This is a genomic window from Parasphingopyxis sp. (genome assembly GCF_028279465.1).
In the GTDB taxonomy this organism is placed as follows: domain Bacteria; phylum Pseudomonadota; class Alphaproteobacteria; order Sphingomonadales; family Sphingomonadaceae; genus Parasphingopyxis.
In genome coordinates this window covers 20,015-46,945 of sequence record NZ_JANQNS010000009.1, presented here as the reverse complement: position 1 = coordinate 46,945, position 26,931 = coordinate 20,015, and the positions used below count along the sequence as shown (strand labels likewise).

Sequence of the window (26,931 nt, the reverse complement as noted above, 5' to 3'; positions counted from 1 at the left end):
TACAATTTTTCCGGAAAGGGAAACAGGCGATTGATGTCGAGTGCAGCCGATAAAGCCTATATGGGCATCCGATCGCTGATCCTGGACGGCGTCCTGGCCGCCGGCGAGCAGCTGAAAGAAGAAGAATTGGCCGAGCGTATCGGCGTATCGCGCACGCCGATCCGCGACGCACTCCGACGCCTCGAAGCCGAGTTCTTCGTCACGCGCAGCGACAGCCAGCGCAGCTTCGTCGCCGACCAGTCGGTCGAGGATATCGACGAGATATTCACCCTGCGGGCCATGCTGGAAGGCCATGTCGCGGCCCGCGCCGCGACTATCGGCGGCCCTGCCCTGGCCGCGCGCCTCCGCGCGATCGTCGACGATGCGGGCGACCCCCGCGATGTGGAGGCTTTTCTCGATCATAATGCCGATTTTCACGCCGAGGTTCTGGCCGGGGCCGGTTCGGAGCGGCTGGCAACGATGCTCTCCCGGCTCGTCAGCCAGCCGATCGTCCATCGCACGGCGCGCAACTATGATGCCGGCCAGTTCGAGCGCAGCCTCGCCGAACATCGCGAGCTGGTCGACGCGATCGAACGCGGCGATGCAGAATGGGCGCGTTCTGTCATGACGAGCCATATCCGGCGCGCCTTCCATGTGTTCGAGGCGGCCGCTCAGTCGCTGACGCGCGAGAAATAGGCGAGCGCCTCCTCGACGCTCAGCATATCGGCATATTTCGCCTTGAGATCGAAGATATTGGCGTCGTGGACGGCCTGATCCCGGTCGCCGCACGCCTCGGGCACGACCAGCGGGATGAAACCATGTTGCAGCGCATCGAGCGCCGAGGCGCGGACGCAGCCGGAGGTCGACAGCCCGGTGATGACGCAGCAATCGACATCCATGCCGCGTAAGGTTTCCGCGAGGCCGGTATCGAAAAAGGCGCTCGGATATTGTTTGGTGACGACCCGCTCCCCGGCCAGCGGCTGAAGGCTCGGCGGGAAAGCGCCGAACGGGCTGCCACGATCGAAAACCGTGAGCGCGGCGATCTTGCGGTAGAAATGCCCACCGTCCGCGCCGCCCGGTTCGTACTCCACGTTCGTCCAGATAACCGGCACACCGGCATCGCGCGCCGCGGCGACAAGCCGCTCATTGACCGCGAGTTCCGCTTCCACACTCGCATAGAGCGGCGAATCCGCCTCCAGATAGGCCATGACGAAATCGATAACGAGCAACACCGGCCGTTTGCCAAAGCCCAGACTCTTGTTGAATCCGGCCTTGGCATAATCCTCATCCAACGCGCTCATAGTCAGATGATTCCGCGCTCTTCGAGACCCGCCCGTGTAGCCGAATCCATGCCCAAAAGCTCGCCATAGACGAGCTCGTTATGCTCGCCGAGCGCAGGTCCCACCCATTCGACCTTGCCCGGCGTTTCGGACAGTTTGGGCGCGACATTCTGCATGACGAAATTCTCATGTTTCGGATGATCGACCGCGATCAGCGCCTCGCGCGCCGCGAATTGCGGATCGTCCAGCATCTCTGGCGCGCGATAGATATTGCCGGCGGGCACCCCATACTCTTCGCAAAGCGCCAGCACCTCGGCGCTGGTTCGCTCTTTCGTCCATCCGCCGATCATATCGTCGAGCTCGGCCTGGCGTTCGCCGCGCGCCATATGGCTGTTATAGCGCGGATCGTCGCCGAGTTCCGGCACGCCCATCATTGCCGCCAGGCGTTTCCAGACGCTGTCCTGATTGCCGGCAACCAGCACGCTGCCATCCTTCGTCGGATAAACGTTCGACGGCGCGACCTTGGGCAGGATCGATCCGGTTCGTTCGCGGATATGATTGGCCACCGTATATTCGGGCACCGTCGATTCCATCATCGCCAGTACGGCTTCGTAGATCGCCGAATCGACGACCTGCCCCTTGCCCGTATTGTGCCGGTGATTGAGCGCCATCATCGCGCCGAGACACGCATAGGTCGCGGCCAGCGAATCGCCGATGGAAAGGCCCGCCCGGCTGGGCGGCCGGTCCGGCTCGCCGATAATGTAACGCATGCCGCCCATCGCCTCGCCGATGCCGCCATAACCGGCGCGCGCAGAATAGGGCCCGGTCTGGCCATAGCCAGACACGCGGATCATGATCAGCGCCTCGTTGATCGCATGGAGTTCGTCCCAGCCGAGATTCCATTTCTCCAGCGTGCCGGGGCGGAAATTTTCCAGCAGGAAATCGCTCTTCGCCGCGAGTTTCCTGACGATTTCCTGCCCTTCCGGCTCGCGCAGATTGAGCGTGATCGATTTCTTGTTGCGCGCGACAACGGAAAACCAGAGCGGGATGCCCTGCCCCCACGCCCGCATCGCATCGCCGATCTTGGGCGGCTCGATCTTGATCACTTCGGCGCCGTGATCGGCCATCAGCTGCCCGCAAAAGGGACCGGCGATCAACTGGCCCATTTCGATCAGTCTGAGCCCGTTCAGTGCGCCGCTCGCCATGCCCCAAATCTCCCTCAGCAATCTGGCGGCTATACAAGCCGATACCCGCTTTGTATACAAAACACGTGTCCAAAAAAGTTCGCCTGGTGGAAGTCGGCCCGCGCGACGGGTTGCAGAACGAGCCCGAGATCGTCTCGACGGCGGACAAGATCGCGCTGATCGAGAAGATGTACGAAGCCGGCCTGCGCCGCTTCGAGGTGGCGAGCTTCGTCCATCCGAAACGCGTGCCGCAAATGGCCGATGCCGAGGAAGTCATCGCCGGCCTGCCCGACCATGCAGACGCCAGCTATATCGGGCTGTGCCTGAACAAGCGCGGCGTGCTGCGCACGCTTGCGACGCGCGAGGGCGGAAAACGCGGCGTCGACGAAGTGGGCTGCGTCGTCGTCGCCAGCGACACGTTCGGGCAGAAGAATCAGGGCCAGACGATCGCCGAAGGTATCGCCGAGAACCGGGAGATGATCCGTTTCGCCAAGGCCGAAGGGATGATCGCGCAGGTGACGATCTCGGCGGCGTTCGGTTGCCCGTTCGAAGGCGATGTGCCGCAAAGCCGCGTAGTCGATATGGCAAAGGCGATGGCCGAAGCCGAACCCGCGGAAATCGCAATCGCCGACACGATCGGCGTCGGCGTACCGCAACAGATGACGGATCTCGCCGGCGCGGTGCGCGAAGCGATACCCGCGTCCATTCCGCTGCGCGCTCATCTGCACGACACGCGCAACACCGGCATCGCCAATGCCTGGGCGGCGGTCGAGGCCGGGATCGAAACGATCGACGCCTCGCTCGGCGGCCTGGGCGGCTGTCCGTTCGCGCCCAACGCGACCGGCAATATCGCGACCGAAGACGTCGTCTATCTGCTAGAGCAATCGGGCTTCGATACCGGCGTCGATCTCGACAGGGCCATCGCCTGCAACCGCTGGTTCGCGACCGTCATGGGCCGCGAACTCCCGTCGCTCGTCGCGCGGGCCGCCTGAAATTCAAAGAGGGGATACAGTCATATGAGTTACCGTCTGGGCTGCGATGTCGGCGGCACCTTCACGGATCTGCTGATCATCGACGAGGACAGCGGCCATACGGTCCGCGACAAGCTCCCCTCGACCCCGCACGATCCGTCCGAAGCCGTGGTGACCGGCGCGAAGACGCTCTGCGAACGCGAAGGCATCGATCCGGCATCGCTTTCGCTCTTCCTGCACGGCACGACGGTCGCCACCAATGCGGTCCTCGAAGGCAAGATCGCGCGGGTCGGCCTCGTCGTCACCGAGGGCTATCGGCACATCCTGCAAATCGCGCGCAGCCTCGTCCCCGGCGGCCTTGCCGCCTGGATCCAATGGCCCAAGCCCCAGCCGATGGCGCCGCTCGAATGTACGATCGAAGTGCCCGAACGGATCGGCGCGGACGGTTCGGTCGTGCGTCAGATCGATGAAGGGGCGCTGCGTGAGCGGCTCGAAACGCTGAAAGCCGAGGAAGAGATCGAAGCGCTGACGATCTGCCTCATGAACAGCTATGTGAACGACGCGCATGAGCGCCGCGTCGCGGAAATCTGCGCCGAGGTCTTTCCCGATCTGCCGGTGTCCGTATCGGCCGATATCCTGCCCGAGATGCAGGAATATGAGCGGGCGCTGACGACGGTCGCGAACAGCGCGGTGCGGCCGACCGTCGCGCGCTATGTCGGCAATCTGAAGACCGAACTCGATGCCTGGGGCTCGAACGCGAAGCTCAGCCTGTTGCGATCCGATGGCGGGCTGATGTCGGCGGAGAAGAGCAGCGCGGCACCGGTGAACCTCTTAATGAGCGGCCCGGCCGGCGGCGTGGCCGGCGCGGTCTGGGTCGCCAAAAATGCCGGGATCGAAAATGTTCTCACGCTCGACATGGGCGGCACATCCACGGATGTCGCGCTGATCGAAAACGGTCAGGCCCGTCTCCAGCGCGAAACTTCGGTCGGCGATCTCAACGTCCGGGCCTCTTCCATCGATGTAAAAACGGTGGGCGCGGGCGGCGGCTCCATCGCCTTCGTGCCTGAACTGACCGGCGCACTGCGCGTCGGCCCGGAAAGCGCGGGCGCCGTGCCGGGGCCGGTCGCCTATGGCAAGGGCGGCGAAGCGCCGACCGTGACCGATGCGAATGTCGTGCTCGGCTATTTGCCGGAATCGCTGCTCGGCGGCAGTTTCGAACTGGATCGCGAAGGCGCCAAGGCCGCCGTGCAGACAATCGCCGATGCGCTCGGTATCGGGCTGATGGAGGCGGCTGCAGGTATAATCGACATCGTCAACGAAAACATGTTCGGCGCGCTGCGGCTCGTCTCGGTTCAGCAAGGCTATGATCCGCGCGACTTCGCGCTGATGGGTTTTGGCGGCGCGGGGCCACTTCACGCCAATGCGATGGGCAAGCTCATGAACAGCTGGCCGGTCATCATTCCGCCCTCGCCCGGTGTGCTGTGTGCCTATGGCGATGCGACGACCCGGCAGCGCGTGGAGACGCAGCGCAGCTTCAATACGCTTGCCAAGAATACCAGCGATGCCGAACTCAAGGCGCTGCTCGACGAGCTCGGCGCGCAGGTGAAAGACGAACTCGTCGCCGAAGATGTCGATCCCGGCGATGTCGAGCTGCGCTACGAGGTCGATCTGCGCTATTCGGGCCAGGCCTTCGAAATCCCGCTATCGCTCGACGCAGCCGACTTCTCTATCGCCGCGCTGACCGGCGAGTTCGATGCCGAGCATGAGCGGCTGTTCACCTTCAACCTGTCGCTGCCGCATGAGCTGGTGAACATTCGCGCCGTCGCGCTCGGCAAGGCCGCGAACGTAACGGCCGAAACCATCGGCAAGGGCGATGGCGATCCGTCTCAGGCCAAGCTGCGCGATCATGAGCTTTACATGGATGGCGAGATGCGGCCCGCAGTCATTTACGACCGCGCCAAGCTCGACGCCGGCGATGTGATCCCGGGCCCCGCCATCGTCATCGAAATGGATTCGACCACGCTGATTCATCTCGATCACGAAGCCCGGGTCGACGACCATGGTAATCTTCTGATCACTCCGGCCGAGGAGCGCGACTAATGCCCGCACAGATACTCGAAACCAACGCCGCGCCCTTCGAAACGGCCGATGTCGATCCTGTTACGCTCGATATTATCGAGAATGCGTTGCGCAATGCGCGGATCGAGATGGACGCGACGCTCGTGCGCACCGCCATGTCGCCCGGCATCCGCGAACAGGGCGACGCCTTCCCGCTGATCGCCGATCGCTCGGGCAAGATGATCGTCGGACAGTTCGGCAGTTTTATCGACGGCTTTCTGAAAGGCTTTAACGGCGAGATCGAGGAGGGCGACATGATCTTCCTCTCCGATCCCTATAGCTGCGAGGGGGCGGTTAGCCACAACAATGACTGGCTGGTGCTGCTCCCGGTATTCCGCGAGGGCCGTCTCGTCGCTTGGACGGCAATGTTCGGACACCAGTCCGATATCGGCGGCAAGGTCGCCGGGTCTATCCCGATCGACAGCCGCAGCGTGTACGAAGAAGGCGTGCGCATCCCGCCGGTGAAGATTTACCGCAAGGGCGAATATAATGAGGATCTGGTCAAGCTCGTGCTGCACCAGAGCCGCAAACCCGATTGGTGCGCGGCCGATCTCAACGCGCTGATTGCCTCGTGCCGGGTCGCGGCGCGGCGTGTCGACGAAATGTGCGCGCGGTTCGGCGAGGATGTCTTCGCCTCGGCGACCGATCTGCTGCTCGAACGCAATCACCGCGCGATGAAGGCGCTGATCGAACAGTCGGTCGGCGTCGAGCCTGTGAGTTTCACCGACTATCTCTGCGACGATGGCGTCGGCAACGGGCCGTACAAGATCAGCTGCACCATGTGGCGGGAAGGCGATAAGGTCATCCTCGATTTCGAGGGCACCGATCCGCAGGCGCCGAGCTCGATCAATTTCCTCCTGAACGAAAATATGTTCAAGATGTTCTTCGGCATCTACATGATCATGGTCTTCGACCCGCAGATCCTGTTCAACGACGGCTTTTACGATCTCGTCGAAGTGCGCATCCCCGAAGGTTCTCTGCTCAAACCCAAATATCCGGCGGCGCTCGCCGGGCGGACTCACGCACTGGGGCGGATCTTCGATATTCTCGGCGGCCTGCTCGGCCAGCGCGCGCCGGAATTCCTTTGCGCTGCCGGCTTCTCCTCAAGCCCGCATCTCATGTATTCGGGCTTCGACAAGAAGGGTGAGTGGTTCCAGCTGTTCCAGATCGGTTTCGGCGGTATTCCGGGCAAACCGTTTGGCGATGGGCCCGACGGCCATTCGCTCTGGCCGGGCTTTACAAACATTCCGAACGAGTTTCTCGAACGCTATTTCCCGATGCGGATCGAGCGTTACGAGGCGCTGGCCGATAGCGGCGGCGCGGGCGAAAATCGCGGCGGCAACGGCATTCACATGACCTACCGTTTCCTCGAACCCGGCATCATCGCCATCCATGACGATCGCTGGTTCACCTATCCCTGGGGCGTCAATGGCGGCGAACCAGGCAGCCGGGCGCGCAAGGTCATCGAACGCGCCGACGGCACGACCGAGGTCGTCGGCAACAAGCAGGACGATATCGAAATCCGGGAAGGCGACCTTTTGCACTTCATCACCTGGGGCGGCGGCGGCTGGGGCGATCCGCTGAGACGCGATCCCGAACTGGTCGGCCTCGAAATCCGCCAGGGCCTCGTGACGCCGGAGGGCGCGCGCGATTATGGCGTGGTCGCCGACGACAAGGGCGCGGTCGATGCCGCCGCGACGGAAACCTTACGCGAAGAGATGCGCGCGGCACGGAGCGAGAGCGACAGCCCGTTCAATACGGGCCCTGACATCGAAACACTACGCGAACGCTGCGAGGAAGAGACCGGCCTGCCGGCGCCCAAGCAGCCGGTCTGGCATCAACATGTTATGGCCGAAGCCGCCGAATAAGCGGCGTTAGCCGCGCGTCGCATAGGCGCGAAAAAAGGTATCGACGGCGCGCGCGATACGCGCCGACCGCGCCTCTGGCGAAACATCCGGCGATTGGCCGAAACGCAGTTCGACGGCGAGAAAGCCCTTGATCATCGCTCCGAGCTGCTCGGCAGCGACATCGGGGTCGTCCAGCTCTAGCTCGCCGCGTTTCGCCGCGTCCGCAAGGATGTCGGCCAGCGTGCCGCGCATGACACGCGGGCCCGACGCTAGGAACCGTTCCCCGATCTCGGGGTCGCGGCCGGCCTCGGCTGCCAGAATCCGCTCGAACCGCACGGTCTCGGGATTCGTCATCATCGCCAACATCACTTCGCCGAACGCGCACAGCGTCTCACGCAACGACGCATCCTCGGCCAGCTTTGCCATGATGACCCCGCGCATCCGCTGACATTCCGCGTCGATCACCTTGAAAAACAAGGCGTCCTTGCTGCCGAACTGATTGTAAATCGTGACCTTGGAGACGTCGGCCCGCCGCGCGATCGCCTCGATCGAGGTGTCGCCGAGGCCATGGGCGAAAAACTCCTGTTTCGCGGCCTTTAGGATGGCATCGATCTTGCGCAGCGACGATGGCCGCATCGCTGTTTCGGACGCAGGGCTGGATATGTCGCCGATCGATTTTCCCCTGTACGCGGCCCCGTTTTGTGAACGCATGCGTTTTTAAACGTTGCCGTTCAAAATCGGATATGGCACAGGGCGGCATTGAGTTTCAATAGCGGCATAGGCAACCGGCTGTGAAAGCGTGTTCGCGTATCTTCATTCTTGGGACGCTCACCGGATCGCTGGCCGGTTGTGCCGACTTTTCGCCGCCCGAACGCCTGCCGGCTCCGGTCGCTGAGCTTCCCGCCGATTATGGCGAGGGCACGGCGTCCGCCGCAGCGGCATCGCTCAACTGGTGGCATGATTTTGACGATCCGACGCTTAATCGGCTTGTCGACGAAGCGTTGCTCGCCAATCTCGATATCGCCGAAGCCGCCGCCCGGGTCGAAGAAGCCAGGGCCCAGGCACGGATCGCCGGCGCGGACCGGCTGCCAACCCTTAATGCGTCTGCCGGCGCCAACTATTCGGACTCTCCGCTGGACGGCACGAATTTCGGCGCCATCGGCGGTGGCGCCGCCCCGACGCGGTTGACGAATGAGAGTTATACGACCGGGCTCAACTTTGCCTATGAACTCGATTTCTGGGGCCGGGCCCGCAACGATGCGCGGGCCGCGCGCGCCGATCTGATCGCGGCCGAAGCCGATCTGCGTACGGCCCGTCTCGGCGCGCTTGCCGATACGATTTCGACCTATTTCGAGATTGTCGACCTGCGCGCGCAGATCGCTCTGTCGGTCGCGACGATCGATATCCTCCGCGATCGGACGGAGAACACGCAGCGGCGCTATGATCGCGGCCTCGCCTCCTCCTTCGAACTCTACCAGATCCGCCAGGACTATCGGAACACACAGGCCGCGCTGCCGCAGCGCGAAAGTCAGCTCGCCAATGCCGAGGGGCGTTTGGCTGTGCTGCTCGCCCGCCATGCCGGATCGCTGCGCGCGGAAATGGGCGATACGCTCGCCCCCCAGCTCGTATTCGCCGATATCCCGACCGGCTTGCCCGCGGATTTGCTGGTCCAGCGGCCCGATGTCGCGGCCGCCGCCCAGCGTTTCGAAGCCGCACGCTTCCGGGTGGGCGCGCGCCGGGCCGAGATGTTCCCTTCGCTGTCTCTGTCCGGCACGCTCGGTACGCAGGGCGGTGATGTTTCGGGTGCGTTCGATATTCTCGACAATTGGGTGCTGAACCTCGGCGCCAGCCTCACTGCTCCCCTGTTCCAGGGCGGCCGTATCCGCGCCAATATCGATGTCGCCGAAGCGCGTTATGCGCAGCAAACCGCCAGCTATGCCCGAACCGTGCTCAACGCCTATCGCGAAGTCGCGGCGGCACTCGAAGATTATGAGGAGCAACGGCAGCGCTACGAGCTGCTCTTCGCCCAGCTGCAGGAAGCCGATGCCTCGGCCAATCTGCAGGCGGAGCGATATCAAAGCGGCGTCTCCGCCTTCACCGATTATCTCGACGCGCTGCGTAACCTCTATCAAGTCCGTTCGTCACTCTCGGCCGCCGGGCGGGACGTCGCGCTGGCGCGGCTCGCCGTACATCGCGGCATCGGGGGCGGCTGGACCGAGGAGGATAGCGTGCCAGAGGTCCCACTGGTCGAGCGCAGGACAGAGCGAGATACCGATGGTTAGCCGGACAGATCCTAAGAAATTGGAGGCCCGCACGTGACCCGCAACCGGCTGATAGCTTTAGCGATCATCGGCGGTGCGATTCTGATCGCCGCGCTGCTGATCCTCGTGCGCCCCTCGCCCGACGAGCGCCCACCCGATCAGCGCGCGCCGCTCGTGCAGACAGTCCCTGCCGAAATCCGTAGCGGGCGGCTGACCGTGGAAGGCGCTGGCACGGTGCGCGCCCGCGAAGAACTGGTGCTGGCCGCCGAAATCCCGGGCAAACTCGTCTATGTCAGTCCGAACCTGATCGAGGGCCGGGCGGTACGGCGCGGAGAAGTGCTGTTCCGGATCGATCCGACCGATTATCGCAACCAGGTCGCCACCGCCCGGGCCGATGTCGCGCAGCAAGGCGTCGCGGTGATGGAGGCGGAAGAAGAAGCTGCCCTCGCCCGGCGCGAATATGAACGGTTCCAGGATCGCGAAGCCCGCCGGGCCGCCGATCCCTTCGCCGGGGTCGATGCCGACGACTTCGCCGCGCAGATATTGCCCCCCGAATGGCTAGCCGCAGCGACGCAAAGCGCGAACACCGAACCGCCGCAAGACGACGCGCCCAGCAGCCTGACCCTACGGTTGCCACAACTCCAAGCCGCTCAAGCCGCCTTGCAGCGCGCCCGCGCCCAACTTGGCGATGCGCAACTGGCGCTCGGCCGCACGGTTGTGCGGGCGCCATTTTCGGGCCTTGTCCGCTCGGAAAATGCCGCGCGCGGCAGCTATGTTTCGCCCGGACAATCGCTGGCCGAGATCGTCGCGTCCGGAACCTTCGACGTCGTCGTTCCGCTGACCCAGCGCGAGGCCGCACTGATTCCCGGACTATGGCAGAGCGGCGGCGAGCGGATCGAGGCATCCGTCTATTCCGAATATGGCGGCCGCCGCTATCGCTGGCAGGCCTATGTCGACCGCGCCGATCCGGTGTTGAATCCGGAGACGCGGACGATCGATATCTTCCTGCGCGTACCCAATCCGATGCAGCGCGGCCGGCTTGCCGCGGAGCAGCCGGATGGCGAAGCGGGCGCTGAGGATAGCGGCGCGGCCACGGGCCCGCCTTTGCTCGTCGGCAGCTTCGTACAGGTGGCGATCGATGGCCTCGCCCTCTCCCGCTATGCGGCGATCCCCATCGGCGCGCTGCGGCCCGGCAACGAGGTCTGGCTGGCGCGCGACGGGCAGCTGCGGATCGTCTCCGTCGAGGTGCTGCAACGCACCGATACCGAAGTCTTTGTGCGCGCCGAAGCGCTCGGCCGCGATCCGCAGGTGATTGTCGGCGATATCGGCGTGGCGACGGACGGCATGCGGGTGCGCACGGCCGACGATGCCGAAGATGAGGCGCAAGACGAGGCGGACGATAGCCAGTGAGCCGTTTCGAACCTCCCGGTTCGACCGATGTCGACTATACGAAGGGCGGCGGCGCGGTCGGCTATATGGCCCGCAACGGCGTGGCGGCCAATCTGCTCGCTGCCTTCCTGCTGATCGCCGGACTGCTTTCCTACGGCACCATCGTTCAGGAGGTCTTCCCCGAAAGCAGCCTTGATACCGTGCAGGTCAGCGTCGTCTATCCGGGTGCGACGCCAGAAGAGGTGGAAGAATCGGTCGTCCAGAAGATCGAGGAAGCTGTCGAAAGCGTCGAGGGCGTTAAGGAAATCCGCTCGACCGCGTCAGAGGGTCTGGGCAGCGTATCGGTCGAACTGGAACTCGGCACCGAAGTCGCCCGTGCGTTGGACGATATCAAAAGCGAAGTCGATCAGATTCAGACCTTTCCGGCCGATGCCGAAGAACCGGACGTTCGCGAACTCACTACCCGCCAGAGCGTCATCCAGATAGCGCTCTACGGCGATGTCAGCGAGAACGCGCTCAAGCGGCAGGCCTATCAGCTCGAGGACCAGCTCTCTGCGCTCAGCGAGGTTTCCTATGTCGAAACCAGCAGCGTGCGCGACTACGAGGTCTCGATCGAAGTGTCGCAGGATACGCTGCGCGCCTATGGCCTGTCGCTGACCGACATCTCCCGCACCGTGGCCGCGAGCAGCCTCGATAGCCCGGCAGGCTCCATCGATACGGCGTCCGAAGAGGTGCGCATCCGCACCATCGGCCAGAATTACGGCCAGTCGGATTTCGAGGAGATCGTGCTGATCAGTCGCGCGGACGGCACGACCGTCCGGCTCGGCGATGTCGCCACCGTTGTCGATGCGTTCGAGGACAATGATCTCAGCGCCTTTTACAACGGTACGCCCGTCGCCTTTGTCGAAGTATTCCGGACGAGCGACGAGCGTGTGCTGGATATCGCCGAACAGGTCGAGACCTATCTCGCCGAAGAGTTCGCGCCGACCCTGCCGGAAAATATCAACTATGCGATCTGGGAGGACGATTCGGAAATTTTCGAGGACCGGCTGAGCCTGCTCGTCAAGAATGCCGCGATCGGCCTCGCGCTCGTGCTCGCCGCTCTCACACTGTTTCTCAATATCCGCCTGGCGCTATGGGTCGCCTTCGGCATCGCCATCACCTTTGTCGGCGCAATCGCCGTGCTCGATATGGTCGGATCGAGCATCAACATGTTCTCGCTGTTCGGCTTCATTCTGGCGCTCGGTCTGGTGGTCGACGATGCGATCGTCGTCGGCGAGAATATCTATGCCGAGCGCGAACGCGGGCGGCGCGGCCTCTCCGCCTCGATCATCGGCGCGCGGCGCGTAACCATGCCCGTGATCTTCGCCGTGCTGACGACCGCTGCGGCCTTTTCCCCGCTCTTCGCCATTGGCGGTGTGTTCGGCAAATTGCTGTTCGACATCCCGCTCGTGATCGTCACGGTTCTGGCGCTGTCGCTGGTTGAGAGCCTGCTCGTCCTCCCCAATCACCTGAGCCATTTGCCGCCGCCCGGTTATCAATCGAAGTCGCGGGTCATGCTGTTCTTCGACCGCCTGCAAAAAGGCGTGGACGAGCGGTTCCAGCGTTTCGTCGACGGCCCGCTCGACAAGGCCCTGAACTTCGCCGTCAACGCGCCGAGCATCATCCTCGCCGGCGCAATCGCGCTCGTCATCCTGTTCATGTCGCTCGTCCCTGCCGGGATACTGAAGGTCGAATTCTTCCCGAATGTCGAAGGCGATATCGTTCGGGCGACTCTCGAAATGCCGGCTGGGACGCCCGTCGAGCGCACGGAGGAGATCGCACGGTACATCGAAGAACGCGGCCGTGAAGCCCTGGCCGAGATCGAAAGCGGCCGCGACGATGACGCGCCCGATCTGGTGCGCGGAATCTACACGACGATCGGACAGACAGCGGGTGGCGGCGGACCCGAAGGCGGCAACACCGCCACCGGAGCGAATCGGGCCGCGGTACAGTTCGCCCTGCTGCCCGGTGACGAGCGCGATGTGTCCGCCGCGGTTTTCGAAGATGCCTGGCGCGATGCCGTGGGCCCAATCCCGGAAGCGCGGTCGCTTGTATTCGCATCCGATCTGTTTTCCGCCGGTTCCCCCGTGAGCGTCGAACTGTCGCATCCCGATCCTGCCACGCTGACCCGGATATCCGAGGATTTGATGCGCGATCTCGGGCGTTTCGAGGGCGTTTTCGATATCGAGACCGATCAGGATGCAGGCCTGCAGGAAATCCAGCTGCGGTTGAAACCGGCTGCCCGGACGCTCGGCGTTACGCTACAGGATGTCGCCGGGCAGGTGCGCGCGGCCTTTTTTGGCGACGAAGCCGTGCGCGTCCAGCGCGGCCGCGAGGATGTCCGCGTCTATGTGCGTCTGCCGGAAACCGAGCGCAACTCGATCGTCGATGTCGAGGGCTTCCGTGTTCGCGTCCCCGGCGGCGAAGTAGCGCTGAGCGAAATTGCCGAGGTATCGTTCGGGGAATCGCCGTCCGTTATCCGCCGCCAGGACGGGCGGCGCGTCGTCACCGTCAGCGCCAATGTTGATACGACCGTCGTTACGGGGCAGGAGATCACCCGACAGCTTACCGAAGAGGTGCTGCCCGAAGCGCAGCGCGATCATCCGCAGCTGTTATTCGATTTCGGCGGCGAGCAGGCCGAGCAGGAAGACAGTTTCGGCGATCTCGGCGCGGCGTTTCTGGTCGCGCTGCTGCTGATTTATATTCTGCTCGCGGTCCCCTTCAAATCCTATGTCCAGCCGCTGATCATCATCGCCGCCATCCCGTTCGGCATCATCGGAGCACTGATCGGCCATCTGATCCTCGGACTGTCGGTCGGCATATTGAGCATGTTCGGCTTGATCGGCCTGTCGGGCGTGATCGTGAACGGCTCGCTGATCCTTATCGACTTTATCAACGAGCGGCTGGAGGAAGGCGATGAGATCAAGACGGCGATCATCAGCGCGGCAAAGTCCCGTTTCCGACCGATCGTATTGACCTCGGTCACCACATTTCTGGGCGTCGCGCCGATCACCTTCGAGACCAGCCTGCAGGCGCAGTTCCTGATCCCGATGTCGGCGAGTCTCGGCTTCGGCATCCTGTTCGGCACGATCCTGCTGATGCTGCTGATTCCCGCACTCGCAATCCTGCAGCATCGCGCCACCGCGCGGATCAAGCGGGCTTTTTCGAAGGGAGACGATCCGGAGCCGCAACCGGCAGCGGGCTAGTCTTGCGCCTGCGATCCATGTCATGCTGGGCGGCAGCGCAGGGGACGGCGGCATGATCAAGAAAATCCTGATCGGCATAGTGGCGGTTGCGGTCATCGGCGGCGGTATCACCTGGTACAACCGGCAAGCCATCGCGCTGTTCATCGTGGCCAACACTGGCAAGGTTGAGGTCGCGGAGAACCGGCCGATCCCCTGGGAAGCCGGGCCCGAAGAGGCCGAAGCACCGCCCGCAGACCGCCCGCCCAATATCGTCTTCATTCTCGCCGACGATCTCGGCATCAACGATATCTCGACATTCGGCGGCGGTGTGGCGGGCGGGCGCGTGCCCACCCCCAATATCGATCGGCTAGCAGCCGAGGGCATGATCTTCGAACAGGCCTATGCGGGCACGGCAAGCTGCGCACCGAGCCGCGCGATGCTGATGACGGGCCGCTATCCGACGCGCACGGGCTTCGAGTTTACGCCGACCCCGGACGGAATGGGCCGGATGGTCAGCCTTTTGGATGATACTGACCGGTCCGGTCTGCCACCCATCGAATGGAATCAGACCCGCGCGGAGAGCGCCCCGCCCTATGCCGAGCAGGGCCTGCCGCAATCCGAAGTGACAATCGCCGAGGTACTTGAAGATGCTGGCTATCACACCGTGCATATCGGCAAATGGCATCTGGGACGCGGCCCCGAATTCGAACCCAACGCCCAGGGCTTCGACGAAAGCCTGCTAATGGCGAGCGGACTGTTTCTTCCCGAGGATCATCCGGACGTCGTCAACGCCCGGCTCGATTTCGATCCGATCGACCAGTTCCTCTGGGCGCGGATGCAGTTCGCCGCGTCTTTCAACGGGTCGGAATGGTTCGAACCCGGCGGCTATCTGACGGATTGGTGGACCGAGGAAGCGATTCGGGTCATCCAGAACAATCGCAACCGCCCCTTCTTCCTCTATCTCGCGCATTGGGGTGTGCACACGCCGCTCCAGGCAACGCGGGCGGATTACGAAGCCGTCGGCGATATCGAGCCGCATCGGCTGCGCACCTATGCCGCGATGGTCCGCGCGCTCGACCGGAGCGTTGGTGCGATCATGGACGAGCTGGAAGCCCAAGGTCTTGCCGACAATACGATTGTTGTCTTTTCGAGCGACAATGGCGGCGCGGGCTATGTCGGCCTGCCCGATATCAACGCACCCTATCGCGGCTGGAAACTGACCTTTTTCGAAGGCGGCATTCGCGTGCCGCTCTTCATCCGCTGGCCGGACCGGATCGCAGCCGGTTCGCGCAGCCAGATGCCGGCCGCCCATATCGATCTGATGCCGACACTAGCCGCGGCGGCGGGCGCGGCGTTACCCGAGGGCGTCGAGATTGACGGCATCGATCTTCTGGCGGCTGACGGCTTGCCGGGCCGACCGAACGAGGCGCTTTACTGGCAAAGCGGCTATTATCGCGTCGTGCGGCAGGGCGACTGGAAACTGCAGGTCAGCGAACGGCCAGACCGGATATGGCTCTACAATCTCGCCGACGATCCGACCGAACAGACCAATCTCGCGGACCGCCACCCCGAACGCGTTGCGCGGATGCGCGCCCTGCTCGATCGGCATCGGGATGGCGGGCGCGACGCGCTCTATCCCTATACGATCGAAGGACCGATTGCCGTCGACCGGACATTGGCCGAGCGCGCCGAAACGGGCGATGAAGTGATCTACTGGCCGAACTAACCGAGGCTGTTGGAAAGCCGCTCATAGGCTTCCACAAATTCTTCCTTGAACTGCTGGACGACCTGTCCGGAGGTGAGCGGCTGGTTCATCAGGCCGACGCCCTGCCCGACCCAATAGGTCGCGAGGTCTTTCGCGCCCTCATGGCCGCCCTGGCTGAGCTTGTCGATTTTCTTGAGCGCGGGTTCGGACACCATCGACTGCATCGGCATAGGCAGCGGCTTGGGCGCGTCTTCGGCTTCCCAGGCGTCGGTCCAGGGCGACCGCAGCTGGCGCGACGGCTTGCCGGTCCGCGAGCGCGAGCGCACCGTATCGCGTGAACTCGCCGCCAGCATCTTTTCTTTCACCACCGGATTGGTTTCCGCTTCGGCCGTCGTCAGCCAGACCGATCCGCACCAGGCCCCGGCTGCGCCCATCGCCATGGCTGCCGCCATCTGCTCGCCGGTCGTGATACCACCGGCGGCAAGGATCGGCGTATCTGCGCCCATCTCGCGGACTGCCCGCGCCACTTCGGGGATCAGCACCATCGTCGACACATCGCCGCAATGCCCGCCGGCCTCGCCGCCCGCGACAACCAGAATGTCGACGCCCGCATTCACCTGCGCCACGGCATGTTCCTTCGCGCCAACCAGCGCCGCCACCGGCACGCCATGCTGTTTGCCCATATCGAGCATCACCTGGGGCGGCACGCCGAGCGCATTGGCGACGAGCTTGATCGGATATTCGAAACCGACCTCGAGGCTCGTGCTTGCGCCATCCTCGCTGAGATTGCGCGCGAAATTGCTCGATATACCGCGCGATTCGACAACGCCCTCGCTGTCGATATCGTGATCGGCGAGGATATCGTTGACGAACTCGGTATGCGTATCGGGGATGGACGCCGCGATCTTGCCCGGATCGACTTTCCGGCCCTTACCTTCATATTTGTTCGGCACGATCAGATCGAGGCCATAGGGCTTACCGTCGACGTGCGTGTCGATCCAATCGAGCTCCTCGCGCAGCCGGTCGGGGCCAAGGCCCACCGCGCCGAACACGCCCATACCGCCTGCTTTCGACACGGCAGCCACGACGTCCCGACAATGGGAAAAGGCGAGCAACGGAAATTCGATATTGAGCATCGAACAGATCGGCGAATTCATCATTCAATCATCTCCTGTGCCGGCCACCATATCGGAGCATAAGGGCCGTGCAAGTCGATTGCTTTTCGGCTGACGAGCAGCTGCGGGTAGCTATTTCCCCGGTTGAAACCGCACCGGACTCGGCTAGGCTGAAACGATGAGCAACAGGGCCGATATCGCCATAGTCGGGGCGGGGCATGGCGGTGCGCAGGCCGCGATCATGCTGCGCCAGCAAAAATTCGAGGGCAGCATCGCGCTGATCGGCGACGAACCCGAATTCCCCTATGAGCGCCCGCCGCTGTCCAAAGAATATTTCGCCGGCGACAAGCCCTTCGAACGGATCATGATCCGGCCAGAGAAATTCTGGGCCGAACGCGACGTCACGATGATGCTGGGCCGCCATGTCGACGCGATCGACCCGGAAGCGCATGCGCTGACATTCGCGGACGGCGAGACGCTCGAATATGGCACGCTCATATGGGCGGCGGGCGGAACGCCGCGCATGCTGACCTGTCCCGGCCATGATCTGGAGGGCGTCCATGCTGTGCGATCGCGCGCGGATGTCGATGCGATGATGGCGAAGCTCGATAGCGTCAAACGGGTCGCCATTGTAGGTGGTGGCTATATCGGGCTGGAAGCGGCCGCCGTGCTCACCAAGCTCGGCAAAAAGGTCGTGCTGCTGGAGGCGCTCGACCGTGTATTGGCCCGGGTGGCGGGCGCGGAACTCTCGGAATTTTTCGAGGCGGATCATCGGGCCCATGGCGTCGACTTGCGCACCGGGGCGATGGTGACCGCGGTTACTGGCGAAGCTGACCACATCACAGGCGTCGAACTGTCCGATGGCGCGGTCGTGCCGGCCGATCTGGCGATTATCGGCATCGGTATCGTCCCGGCTGTCGAAGCGTTAGTGAATGCCGGCGCGCGATGCGACAATGGCGTGCTCGTCGATGCACAATGCCGGACGAGCCTGCCCGACATCTTCGCGATCGGCGACTGCGCGGCCCATGCGAACCGCTTTGCCGATGGCGAAACGATCCGGCTGGAGTCGGTGCAGAACGCCAACGACCAGGCGACCGTCGCGGCCAAGACAATCATGGGGCTGCCGGTGGAATATGACGCAATCCCCTGGTTCTGGTCGAATCAGTATGACCTGAAGCTGCAAACTGTCGGCCTGTCGGCAGGTCATGACGCAACTGTGCTGAGGGGCAATCCCGCGGCGCGCAGCTTCTCGGTCGTCTACCTAAAAGACGGCCGCGTGATCGCGCTCGACTGCGTCAACGCGACCAAGGATTATGTGCAGGGCCGCAAGCTGATCCTCGGGCATTGCACACCCGATCCGTCCCAGCTCGCCGACCCGGCGATCCCGCTGAAAGAACTGGCCGATTGACGTCACCACAATATCGAAAAGGAGCATCGCAGTGAGCACGAGCAAAACCGGGCCTTTGGCCGGATGCAGAATCGTTGAATTCGACGCGATCGGCCCGGTGCCGCTCGCCGGCATGATCCTCGCCGATCTGGGTGCCGATATCGTCCGTATCGGCCGGCCGGGCAGCGGCGCGATGGCGAATATGCCGGGCAATGTCGTGCTAAACCGCGGGCGGCAGACGGCCGAACTCAACCTCAAGGACAATGCCCAGCGCGACCAGGCGATGGCGTTAACTGCCCATGCCGATGCCGTACTCGAAGGCCAGCGCCCGGGCGTTATGGAGCGGCTGGGCTTGGGGCCCGCAGACTGTCACGCGCGCAATCCGAAACTCGTCTATGGCCGGATGACCGGCTGGGGGCAGGATGGGCCGCTCGCCCAGAGCGCCGGCCATGACATCGGCTATATTGCGATCACGGGCGCGCTTGGATCAATCGGCCCAAAGGACGCACCGCCGCCGCCACCGCTCAACCTGATCGGCGATTATGGCGGCGGCACCATGTTCCTCGTCACGGGCGTGCTCGCGGCCATTCTCTCGGCGCGCGAAACCGGCAAGGGACAGGTCGTCGATGCCGCGATGACGGACGGCGCAGCGGTGCTGATGAGCATGTTCTACGCCTTCCATGCCGGCGGCATGTGGACGGCCGAGCGCCACGCCAATCTGCTCGACGGCGGCACGCCCTGGTATCGCTGCTACGAGACATCCGACGGCAGCTACATGGCGGTCGGCGCAATCGAACCGCAATTCTACGCCGAACTGCTCGCCAAACTCGAACTCGATCCGGACGAATTTCCGCAGGGTGACAAGGCCGGCTGGCCGAAAATGACTGAAGCTTTCGCCGCGAAGTTCGCGAGCCGCACGCGCGACGAATGGGCCGTGCATTTCGAAGGCAGCGACGCCTGTGTCGCGCCGGTCCTGTCGATCGCCGAGGCGCCGTCCCACCCGCACAATGTCGCACGCGAAACCTTTGCTGAGCGCAATGGCATCATGCAGCCCATGCCCGCGCCACGCTTTTCCGAGACTCCGGCGGAGATCGGCGCGGCCAGCGGAACGGTGCCGGTCGAGGACGTGCTCGCCCGCTGGGCCTGAGAAAACCGATCAGCTTTCGCGCTTGAAGGTCAGCCCGGCATTGGCTTCGAGCCGCTCGATCAGCGGTTCCGCCATAATAGCGGCCGGCGTGAAGATGCCGCCGGGCGCATCCGGCACGTCGCGGACGAGGCAAATCGCGCTTTCGGCGATCATCTTCGATGTCGAGCCATAGCCCGGGTCCTTGTCGCCGGTCACGCCGGCCGTCACCGTCTTGCCGTCGCCGCCTTCGGCGATGAAAAGCACGTCGTAAAAGCCGGCTTCGCGCTCTTCCTTGCTCGGGCCTTCGCCGGGCTTGGGGCCGTCTTCGCTGGCCAGCGAATTGTCGCTGGCGACCGCCTTGGCCGCCGCTTCGCCGGCGTCGCCCGGCCCGGTCAGCACCATCTCGTCATAGACGAAATCCTCGCCATAGGGATGGCCGAGCAGGAAATTGCTGCGGTGCACGTTGCGCGTGTTGATCGCGGCCATGATGAACGGCGCGACCCAGCTATCGATATCGGCCTCATAATCGACCGCATTGCCGGGCGGCTGATCCGCGCCCGTAAAGCCCGGGGTTAGCGAGAAGGGGTTGAGCAGCAATTGGACGACTTTCGGGTCTTTGGCGGCGGCCGCCATCGTTGCTTTCAGGCTGGCAGCCGTACCGCCGGAAAAAGTGCCCTGCATGCCCCGCACCCGGCCCCGGACGCGGTTTGACGGCACACCATCTTCCTCTTTCGCCGCCTGCTGGACGAACCAGATGCCGAGATCGAAAGGAATGGAGTCGAAGCCGCAGGAGAAGACGATGCGCGCGCCGCTCTCCTTGGCCTTCGCTTCGTACGTATCGATCATCTGGCGCATCCAGGCGGGTTCGCCGCACAGATCGACATAGTCGGTGCCAGCCTCGGCGCAGGCGGCAACCAGCGGTTCGCCATATAGCTGATAGGGGCCGACGGTCGTCGCGACGCATTTGGCACGGGCGACCATATCGGCAATCGACTGCGGATCGTCCGCATCGGCCACGACGAGCGGCGTATCGGCGGGCGCGCCGATTTCGTCGCGCACGGCGGCGAGTTTTTCGGCGCTGCGCCCGGCCATCGCCCAGCGCACGTCCCCGGCATAATTTTGCGACAGATATTCGGCGACGAGACGGCCCGTATAGCCGGTCGCGCCATACATGATGACATCGAACTCGCGGGTCTCGGACATGGTAATTCTCCATAATGGGCCGGCTTCGGACTAACCGCCGGCGGATGATCAGAATGGGACTGGCTTAAGTCCCTACACGCACGAAAAAGGGCGCCGCGTCAAACGCAGCGCCCCGTTTCTTTGCGATTCTTCGCGTCTAGAAGTTGAAGCCTGCGGCGATGCCGTAGCGGCGCGGTTCCAGCGTGAAGATGTTGGTGAACAAACCGGATGACTGGTCAGTCAGATAGAGGCCCGTCACCGGATCGTCGTTGAACAAGTTTTGCACAAAGGCACGGACGAACCAACGATCATCGGCCCCATTGAATTGAAGCTGCGCATTGACCTGCCAATAGCCGGGAAGCCGGTTGATGTCTCCGTTGAAGATATTGCCGAAGCTCTCACCGGTATACGCCGCATCGACACGCGGAACGATCGACATGCCGTTGTCGAATTCGGCCGTATACTGCGCCCCGATCGATATCTTATAGTCCGGAGCCTGGGGCAGTTCGTTGCCGTTGATACTGACAGGGATACCCGAATCGATGCCCGGCGCCTGACCCGCAAACACTTGGATGCCGGGGAACAGCGCCTGAAGAGCTGGATTCGCTGACTGGGCCGCCAGAACATTACAAATGCTGAAAGCGCCCAGCGTGGTACCGAGACCGCTATCGGCGGGGAACGCCGTCGGCCCCTGTAGACCGAGCCCTCCATTGACCGCCGTTACAAAGCCGGCCGTATTGGCCAGGCTTCCGGACGTCACGGCACAGTTGAACGCCGCCTGAAGATCTTTGACGATGACAGAGTTGGGATCGCCGCCTGAGGGATCGCGCTGGTTCACGAAGAGCCGATCGTCCGAAACCTCGGTGTTAAGATAGCTGGCACCGAAGTTAATCAACAACGGTTCGATCGGGTTCCAGACCGCTTCCAGCTCCAGGCCCCAGATATTCGCGTCGATATTGTCATTCACTGACGTCCGCGCGACGATGCGGCTGAGCTGCAAGCCGCTATATTTATAGTAGAAGGCCGTTGCGTTAAGCGTCAGCTCACCGTCGAACAAGACGTTGCGCGAACCGATCTCGAATGCGTCGATCGATTCCGGCTGGAAAGTCTCGGGCACCTGAAACAGCGGTGAAAGCGGCGGATTGATACCGCCCGATTTATAACCGCGCGAATAGGATATGTAGACGGAGTTATCCGGCGTATATTGCCAATCAAGAACGGCGCGTCCGGTTATCTCATTGAAACTTGCGGAACGCTCCTGGATAATCTGGTTCCCCGACCGGCCCGGGTCCGCATCAAAAGCAACCGCAAAGGGTGAATCGAAAATATCGGTACTTGTTCCATGCGGGACAAGGAAGTCGGCAAGCGTCGTGCGTTGTGTCGTTTCCTTTTCATCGATATTGTACCGCAGGCCACCGGTGAACGTCAGATCATCGGTAATATCCCAATAGATCTCGCCGAAGACGCCATAGGATTCGAGCCTATTGGACTGCGTATTGCTGCGGAAGTAAGGCGAGCCCAGAAAGGATGGCGGCAGAGCATTCGGGAACGAGTTGAACGCACCGAGAATACCGGAGAGATAGTCGATCGGGAATGCGTTTACATAATAATCGCCATTGGAAATATCGCGCTCCGCATAGATAGCACCAAGCAGGAAATTGACCGGGCCATCGAAATCGGAGGTCACAATTCCTTCGAACGTCCAGGCGTGGGAATCCGCGTTTGACCGGTCGAACTGAAGCGGCACATCACCACAGATACTCTGTCCGCCAAAGGAGCCCAGACCGCTCTCGACGGTGTCGGACGTGCAGAGCTGACCGTCCGGGCCGTTAGGGATGATTGCGTTCGCAACCGGAGCGAAATAGGAAGCCGGAAGACCGGGCACCAAACCTTGAGCAGCAGCGGCCAGGGTATTGAGCGCGGGAGCAAAGAACGTGCGATCCTGGATGCCGAGGTTATAATCCTGCCGCGACTCGATCGTCCCTTCCGAATAGGTGCCGGTGAGAGACAGGTTTACGTCGCCGAAATCATGCTCGAAATGCGCCTGCAGTTGGAGCTCGTCAGTGAAATATTCAGGCGTGAACGGCGTGTTCACCACCCGCGGATCTTGAGGCTCGGTGAAGTTGGCATAGGCATCGGGCCCGTACACGCTGCCAAGAGCAAAAGCCGTAGGAATTCCGGCAATCGCATAGAACTCAGCCGAAGTGAGAACACCGGTGAAATTCGAATTGGAATTTACTTGTCCGAATTCCCGCCGCGCATTCAAACAGCCGAGCACGCCGGTTGGATCGCGCTGACAGGTTTGTTTCTGAATACGCAGCCGGTCGTCATCCTCGCGGAAGTAATAGCCGATCAGGTCGATAATCGTATCCGGACCCGGCTCGATCCGGATTGAGCCGCGAAGACCGTAGAGATCGCGTCCATCGATCCGGCTGTTGTCGAACAAATTCCGCGTATAGCCGTCGCGATTGACGTAAATGCCCGCTGCACGAATGCCGAGCCAATCCGCAATCGGCACATTGACCATGCCCTGCACTTCGAATGAGTCATAGTTGCCATATTCAACCTGACCCGATGCGGCAAAGCCACCGAGATCAGGTCTAGCCGTCACGACATTGACCACACCCGACGTAGCATTGCGCCCGAACAGCGTGCCCTGCGGGCCGCGAAGAACCTCGATCCGCTCGACATCAAAATATTCGGCTTCAAACAAACGCGTGCCGAACAGCGGCGCAGAGTTGAGATGGATCGCCGTTGCGGCATCACAAGAGTTACCCACGCAAAGATCGCCGATGCCACGGATCGTAAAGCTCGAGGCCGTGAAGTTGCTCTTGGTAAAGGAGACGTTTGGCAATGTCAGCTGAAGATCGCTCGCATTCTCGATCTGCTGCGATTGAAGCGCTTCTGAATCGAAAGCCGAAACCGCAATCGGCACGTCCTGTAGCGACTGTGACTGGCGCTGGGCCGTAACGATAATCGGCGCATTGGCACCGGTTGAGCTGGTTTGCGCCATTACGGGGCTTACCATGCCCGCACCAAGCGCCGTCGCAATCAACAACTGAGTCTTTTTCACAGCATTCTCTCCCCATAATGCGCGCCGGTGGTCCGGCTTGTCTGCGGTTGGCTTTCGCCAGTTCTCCAATTGTCAGAGATTTTCACCGATGGGGAGGTCGAGGTTACGGCGCAGAAACCGCCGTTCCCCGCATCATTATTCGCCCCGCCGATACTCTCTCCGACATTTTATTTTTCTTTGAGGCTAAGCCGCACAGGAATCTGCGTCAACCGGAATTGACGTGCGCGGAACGCTTAATTTCCGCCATTGTGCAAGGCTGCAACAGTCGATTGTACGGCACGGAGCGCCGCATTTACGCTACGGCATGCTGGCTTTGACGCATTTCGTCGGCGATTTTTTCGGCGATCATGATGACCGGCGCATTGGTATTGCCGCCAATCAAGGTCGGCATCACTGACGCGTCGATCACGCGTAAGCCCTTCATTCCACGCATTTTCAGGCTGCCATCGAGCGGCGAGTCGTCGTCCACGCCCATCCGAACGGTGCCGACCGGATGATAGATGGTTTCAGCCGATTCCCGCACATAGGCATCGATCTCCGTGTCGCTTTCCACGGCATCGCCGGGCACGATCTCTGTGCCGCGCAACGGATCCAGTTCGGCCTGACGGCAGATCGAGCGGATGATCCGCACGGACTCCCGCATCACGCGCTTGTCTTCCTCGCTGTCGAGATAATTGGGGTCGATCCGCGGCGGCGCGAGGGGATCGGGTGAGTTCAAACCGATCTCGCCACGGCTCTCGGGGCGGAGCTGGCAGGCATGGATAGTGAATCCGTCCTTCTTCACCTCCTGAAATCCGTGCTCGATCATGATCGCATTGACGAGATGCAGCTGGATATCGGGCCGATCGAGACCCTCGCGCGATTTGAGGAAAGCGCCGGCCTGCAGAAAGTTATCGGTGCCCGCGCCCTTGCGCCGGGCGAGGAAATCGAGCGCGACGACAATCTTTTTGAGGCCGGCCTGTTTGGAATGGGCCGACATTTTCTGCGTCATCTCATGCGCGACAACGACATCGAGATGGTCCTGCAGATTCTTGCCGACCTGCGGCGATGCGTGGGCGACGTCGATGCCGTGTTTGTTGAGCTCTGCCGGGTCGCCGATGCCCGATAGCATCAGCAGTTGCGGGGACTGGACCGCGCCCGCGCAGACGATCACCTCGCGCCGCGCTTTCACGACTCGCTTGTCGCGGCCCTTGCCGGAGACCGCCTCCACGCCGGTTGCGCGCTTGTCCTCGACGAGGATTTTCGTGACGAGACCGGTGGAGAGAATGGCGAGATTGTCGCGCTTACCGGCAACCGGGTGCAGATAGGCCCGCGCCGCGCTGAACCGTTCGCCATCGGCGATCGTGCGCTGGTACGGCCCCATGCCCTCTTGCTGCTCGCCGTTGAAATCGTCGGTCAGCGGAAAGCCCGCCGAGGCCCCGGCGCCGACGAACTGACCGTAGATCGGATCGGTCATCCGGCTATTGGTGACGCCCAGCGGACCGTCCCGGCCATGATAAGCATCGTCGCCTTCGGCATAGCTTTCCGATTTCTTGAAATAGGGCAGGACATCGTCATAGCCCCAGCCGGTCAGGCCCATCTGCCGCCACTGGTCGTAATCGCGCGCATGGCCGCGGATATAGATCATGCCGTTTATGCTCGAAGACCCGCCCCAGCCCTTGCCGCGCGGCCAGTAGAGTTTGCGATTGTCCAGATGCTTTTGCGGCTCGGTCCAGAAGAACCAGTTTTGCGGATTGGGCTTTTTGAGCAGCGCACCGACACCCGCCGGCATCTTCACGAGCAGGCTTTTGTCTTCCTTGCCTGCCTCGATGAGGCACACCGAGACCGAGGGATCGGCGGACAGGCGATTGGCCATCACGCATCCGGCGCTGCCCGCGCCGATAATGACATAATCGAATTCCGTGGTCTCGATCGCCATTACACGCTCCTGCCGATCACAAGCTTCATGATCTCTGACGTGCCGCCATAGATGCGCTGGACGCGCGCGTCGCGCCAGAGCCGCGCGATCGGATATTCGTTCATATAGCCGGCGCCGCCATGCAGCTGGAGCGCGGCATCGCACGCCTTCCATTGCAGCTCCGTATGCCAGAGCTTGGCGGCCGCACCTTCCTCCGCGGTGAGGTCTCCGTCGAGATGGCGCTTGATCGCCCAGTCGAGATGCGCCCAGCCGACTTGGAGATCGGCGGCAAGCTCGGCCAGCGTGAACTGCGTGTTCTGGAAATCGAAGATCGTCTTGCCAAAGGCCGCGCGATCCTTGGTGAACTTCACCGCTTCGTCGAAGGCGCGCTGCGCGGCCGCTTGGCCGCTGATCGCGATGCCGAGCCGCTCCTGCGGGAGCTGGCTCATCAGATAGACAAAGCCCATCCCTTCTTCGCCGAGGCAGTTGGTCATCGGCACGCGGACATCGTTGAAGAACAGTTCGGACGTATCGGCCGAATGCTGGCCGATCTTGTCGAGATTGCGGCCGCGCTCGAAGCCGTCACGATCGGATTCGACGAGGATCAGCGATACGCCCTTCGCGCCGAGCGTCGGATCGGTCTTGGCGACGACGATGATGAGATCGGCATTCTGGCCGTTGGTGATGTACGTCTTCGAACCGTTGATCACATAATGATTGCCATCCTTCTTGGCGGTCGTCTTGACGCTTTGGAGGTCGGACCCGGTGCCCGGTTCGGTCATGGCGATCGCGGTAATCGCTTCGCCCGATATCATCTTGGGCAGCCATTCCTTTTTCTGCTCTTCCGAGCCGTATGAGAGGATGTAATCGGCCACGATATCGGACTGGAGCGTGATCCCTGCGGACGACCCGGCATAGGCAAGCTCCTCGTCGATTACGGCGTTATAGCCGAAATCGGTGCCGAGCCCGCCATATTCCTCCGGCATGGTCGGACAGAGCAGTCCCGCTGCGCCGCACGCCTTCCAGAAACCGCGATCGACAATCTCTTCCTCTTCCCAGCGGTCGAGATTGGGATGCAGCTCCTTGTCGAAGAATTTGCGCACCTGATCGCGGAAGAGCTCATGATTTTCGTCATAGGCAATGCGGTTGGCAGTCTGCAGCATGGGAATATCCTTTCGTCTCCGCGCCGA

The 26,931-nt window shown here is 62.5% G+C and carries 18 protein-coding genes; 10 read left to right on the top strand and 8 right to left on the bottom strand.

Annotated features, from left to right (window positions below; translation table 11 throughout):
- Nucleotides 1-60 precede the first annotated feature (60 nt).
- Entirely contained in the window at nt 61-675 is a 615-nt protein-coding gene (locus Q0974_RS06085) for a GntR family transcriptional regulator (protein ID WP_299323834.1), read from the top strand.
- Here Q0974_RS06085 and Q0974_RS06080 read toward each other — a convergent pair.
- Both Q0974_RS06080 and Q0974_RS06075 read right to left on the bottom strand, forming a co-directional pair.
- Nucleotides 651-1,280: an isochorismatase family protein gene (locus tag Q0974_RS06080; RefSeq protein ID WP_299323832.1), complete on the bottom strand. Its 630-nt coding sequence runs from the start codon at nt 1,278-1,280 to the stop codon at nt 651-653. The genes Q0974_RS06085 and Q0974_RS06080 overlap by 25 nt on opposite strands.
- Nucleotides 1,281-1,282: 2 nt before the next feature.
- Complete coding sequence (locus Q0974_RS06075; protein ID WP_299323830.1) at nt 1,283-2,464, bottom strand: CoA transferase; 1,182 nt, start codon at nt 2,462-2,464, stop codon at nt 1,283-1,285.
- 65 nt (nt 2,465-2,529) lie between these two features.
- Between Q0974_RS06075 and Q0974_RS06070 the strand changes: the two genes are divergently transcribed.
- Genes Q0974_RS06070 through Q0974_RS06060 form a run of 3 tightly spaced genes read left to right on the top strand, consistent with a single transcriptional unit; the run spans nt 2,530 to nt 7,400 of the window.
- Nucleotides 2,530-3,435, top strand: a complete 906-nt coding sequence (locus Q0974_RS06070) for a hydroxymethylglutaryl-CoA lyase (RefSeq protein WP_299323828.1) — start codon at nt 2,530-2,532, stop codon at nt 3,433-3,435.
- Between the two features lie 24 nt (nt 3,436-3,459).
- The gene (locus tag Q0974_RS06065; RefSeq protein WP_299323825.1) at nt 3,460-5,514 is read left to right on the top strand and encodes a hydantoinase/oxoprolinase family protein; all 2,055 of its coding nucleotides are present in this window, start codon (nt 3,460-3,462) and stop codon (nt 5,512-5,514) included.
- Complete coding sequence (locus Q0974_RS06060) at nt 5,514-7,400, top strand: hydantoinase B/oxoprolinase family protein (protein ID WP_299323823.1); 1,887 nt, start codon at nt 5,514-5,516, stop codon at nt 7,398-7,400. Before Q0974_RS06065 ends, Q0974_RS06060 begins: the two co-directional genes overlap by 1 nt.
- 6 nt (nt 7,401-7,406) lie before the next feature.
- Here Q0974_RS06060 and Q0974_RS06055 read toward each other — a convergent pair whose 3' ends face one another.
- Nucleotides 7,407-8,090 carry a TetR/AcrR family transcriptional regulator gene (locus Q0974_RS06055; RefSeq protein ID WP_299323821.1) on the bottom strand — a complete coding sequence of 228 codons (684 nt, stop codon included), beginning with the start codon at nt 8,088-8,090 and terminating at the stop codon, nt 7,407-7,409.
- A gap of 80 nt (nt 8,091-8,170) precedes the next feature.
- Between Q0974_RS06055 and Q0974_RS06050 the strand changes: the two genes are divergently transcribed.
- The 4 genes from Q0974_RS06050 to Q0974_RS06035 are packed head-to-tail and all read left to right on the top strand — an operon-like array spanning nt 8,171 to nt 15,982.
- Nucleotides 8,171-9,661 (top strand): efflux transporter outer membrane subunit, encoded by a 1,491-nt coding sequence (locus tag Q0974_RS06050; protein WP_299323818.1) that lies wholly within the window; start codon nt 8,171-8,173, stop codon nt 9,659-9,661.
- A gap of 33 nt (nt 9,662-9,694) precedes the next feature.
- Nucleotides 9,695-11,050, top strand: coding sequence for an efflux RND transporter periplasmic adaptor subunit (locus tag Q0974_RS06045; RefSeq protein WP_299323816.1), 1,356 nt, complete (start codon nt 9,695-9,697; stop codon nt 11,048-11,050).
- Nucleotides 11,047-14,277 (top strand): efflux RND transporter permease subunit, encoded by a 3,231-nt coding sequence (locus tag Q0974_RS06040; protein WP_299323813.1) that lies wholly within the window; start codon nt 11,047-11,049, stop codon nt 14,275-14,277. The genes Q0974_RS06045 and Q0974_RS06040 overlap by 4 nt, the downstream gene beginning before the upstream one ends.
- A 52-nt stretch (nt 14,278-14,329) precedes the next feature.
- The gene (locus Q0974_RS06035; protein WP_299323812.1) at nt 14,330-15,982 is read left to right on the top strand and encodes a sulfatase; all 1,653 of its coding nucleotides are present in this window, start codon (nt 14,330-14,332) and stop codon (nt 15,980-15,982) included.
- Here the strand turns inward: Q0974_RS06035 and Q0974_RS06030 are convergent.
- A complete protein-coding gene (locus tag Q0974_RS06030) occupies nt 15,979-17,121 on the bottom strand; it encodes a nitronate monooxygenase family protein (RefSeq protein ID WP_299323810.1) in 1,143 nt (380 codons plus the stop codon). The genes Q0974_RS06035 and Q0974_RS06030 overlap by 4 nt on opposite strands.
- Before the next feature lie 133 nt (nt 17,122-17,254).
- On the opposite strand from Q0974_RS06030, the gene Q0974_RS06025 reads away from it, so the two are divergent.
- Complete coding sequence (locus tag Q0974_RS06025; protein ID WP_299323808.1) at nt 17,255-18,484, top strand: FAD-dependent oxidoreductase; 1,230 nt, start codon at nt 17,255-17,257, stop codon at nt 18,482-18,484.
- A 31-nt stretch (nt 18,485-18,515) separates the two neighbouring features.
- The gene (locus Q0974_RS06020) at nt 18,516-19,610 is read left to right on the top strand and encodes a CaiB/BaiF CoA-transferase family protein (protein ID WP_299323805.1); all 1,095 of its coding nucleotides are present in this window, start codon (nt 18,516-18,518) and stop codon (nt 19,608-19,610) included.
- A gap of 9 nt (nt 19,611-19,619) precedes the next feature.
- Here the strand turns inward: Q0974_RS06020 and Q0974_RS06015 are convergent, their stop codons facing one another.
- From Q0974_RS06015 to Q0974_RS06000, 4 genes are all read right to left on the bottom strand, one after another.
- Nucleotides 19,620-20,792, bottom strand: a complete 1,173-nt coding sequence (locus tag Q0974_RS06015; protein ID WP_299323803.1) for a saccharopine dehydrogenase NADP-binding domain-containing protein — start codon at nt 20,790-20,792, stop codon at nt 19,620-19,622.
- 136 nt (nt 20,793-20,928) lie between these two features.
- Nucleotides 20,929-23,844, bottom strand: coding sequence for a TonB-dependent receptor (locus Q0974_RS06010; protein WP_366943579.1), 2,916 nt, complete (start codon nt 23,842-23,844; stop codon nt 20,929-20,931).
- A 292-nt stretch (nt 23,845-24,136) separates the two neighbouring features.
- Nucleotides 24,137-25,762: a choline dehydrogenase gene (locus Q0974_RS06005; protein WP_299323800.1), complete on the bottom strand. Its 1,626-nt coding sequence runs from the start codon at nt 25,760-25,762 to the stop codon at nt 24,137-24,139.
- Nucleotides 25,762-26,904: an acyl-CoA dehydrogenase family protein gene (locus Q0974_RS06000; RefSeq protein WP_299323798.1), complete on the bottom strand. Its 1,143-nt coding sequence runs from the start codon at nt 26,902-26,904 to the stop codon at nt 25,762-25,764. The genes Q0974_RS06005 and Q0974_RS06000 overlap by 1 nt, the downstream gene beginning before the upstream one ends.
- Between the last annotated feature and the right edge of the window lie 27 nt (nt 26,905-26,931).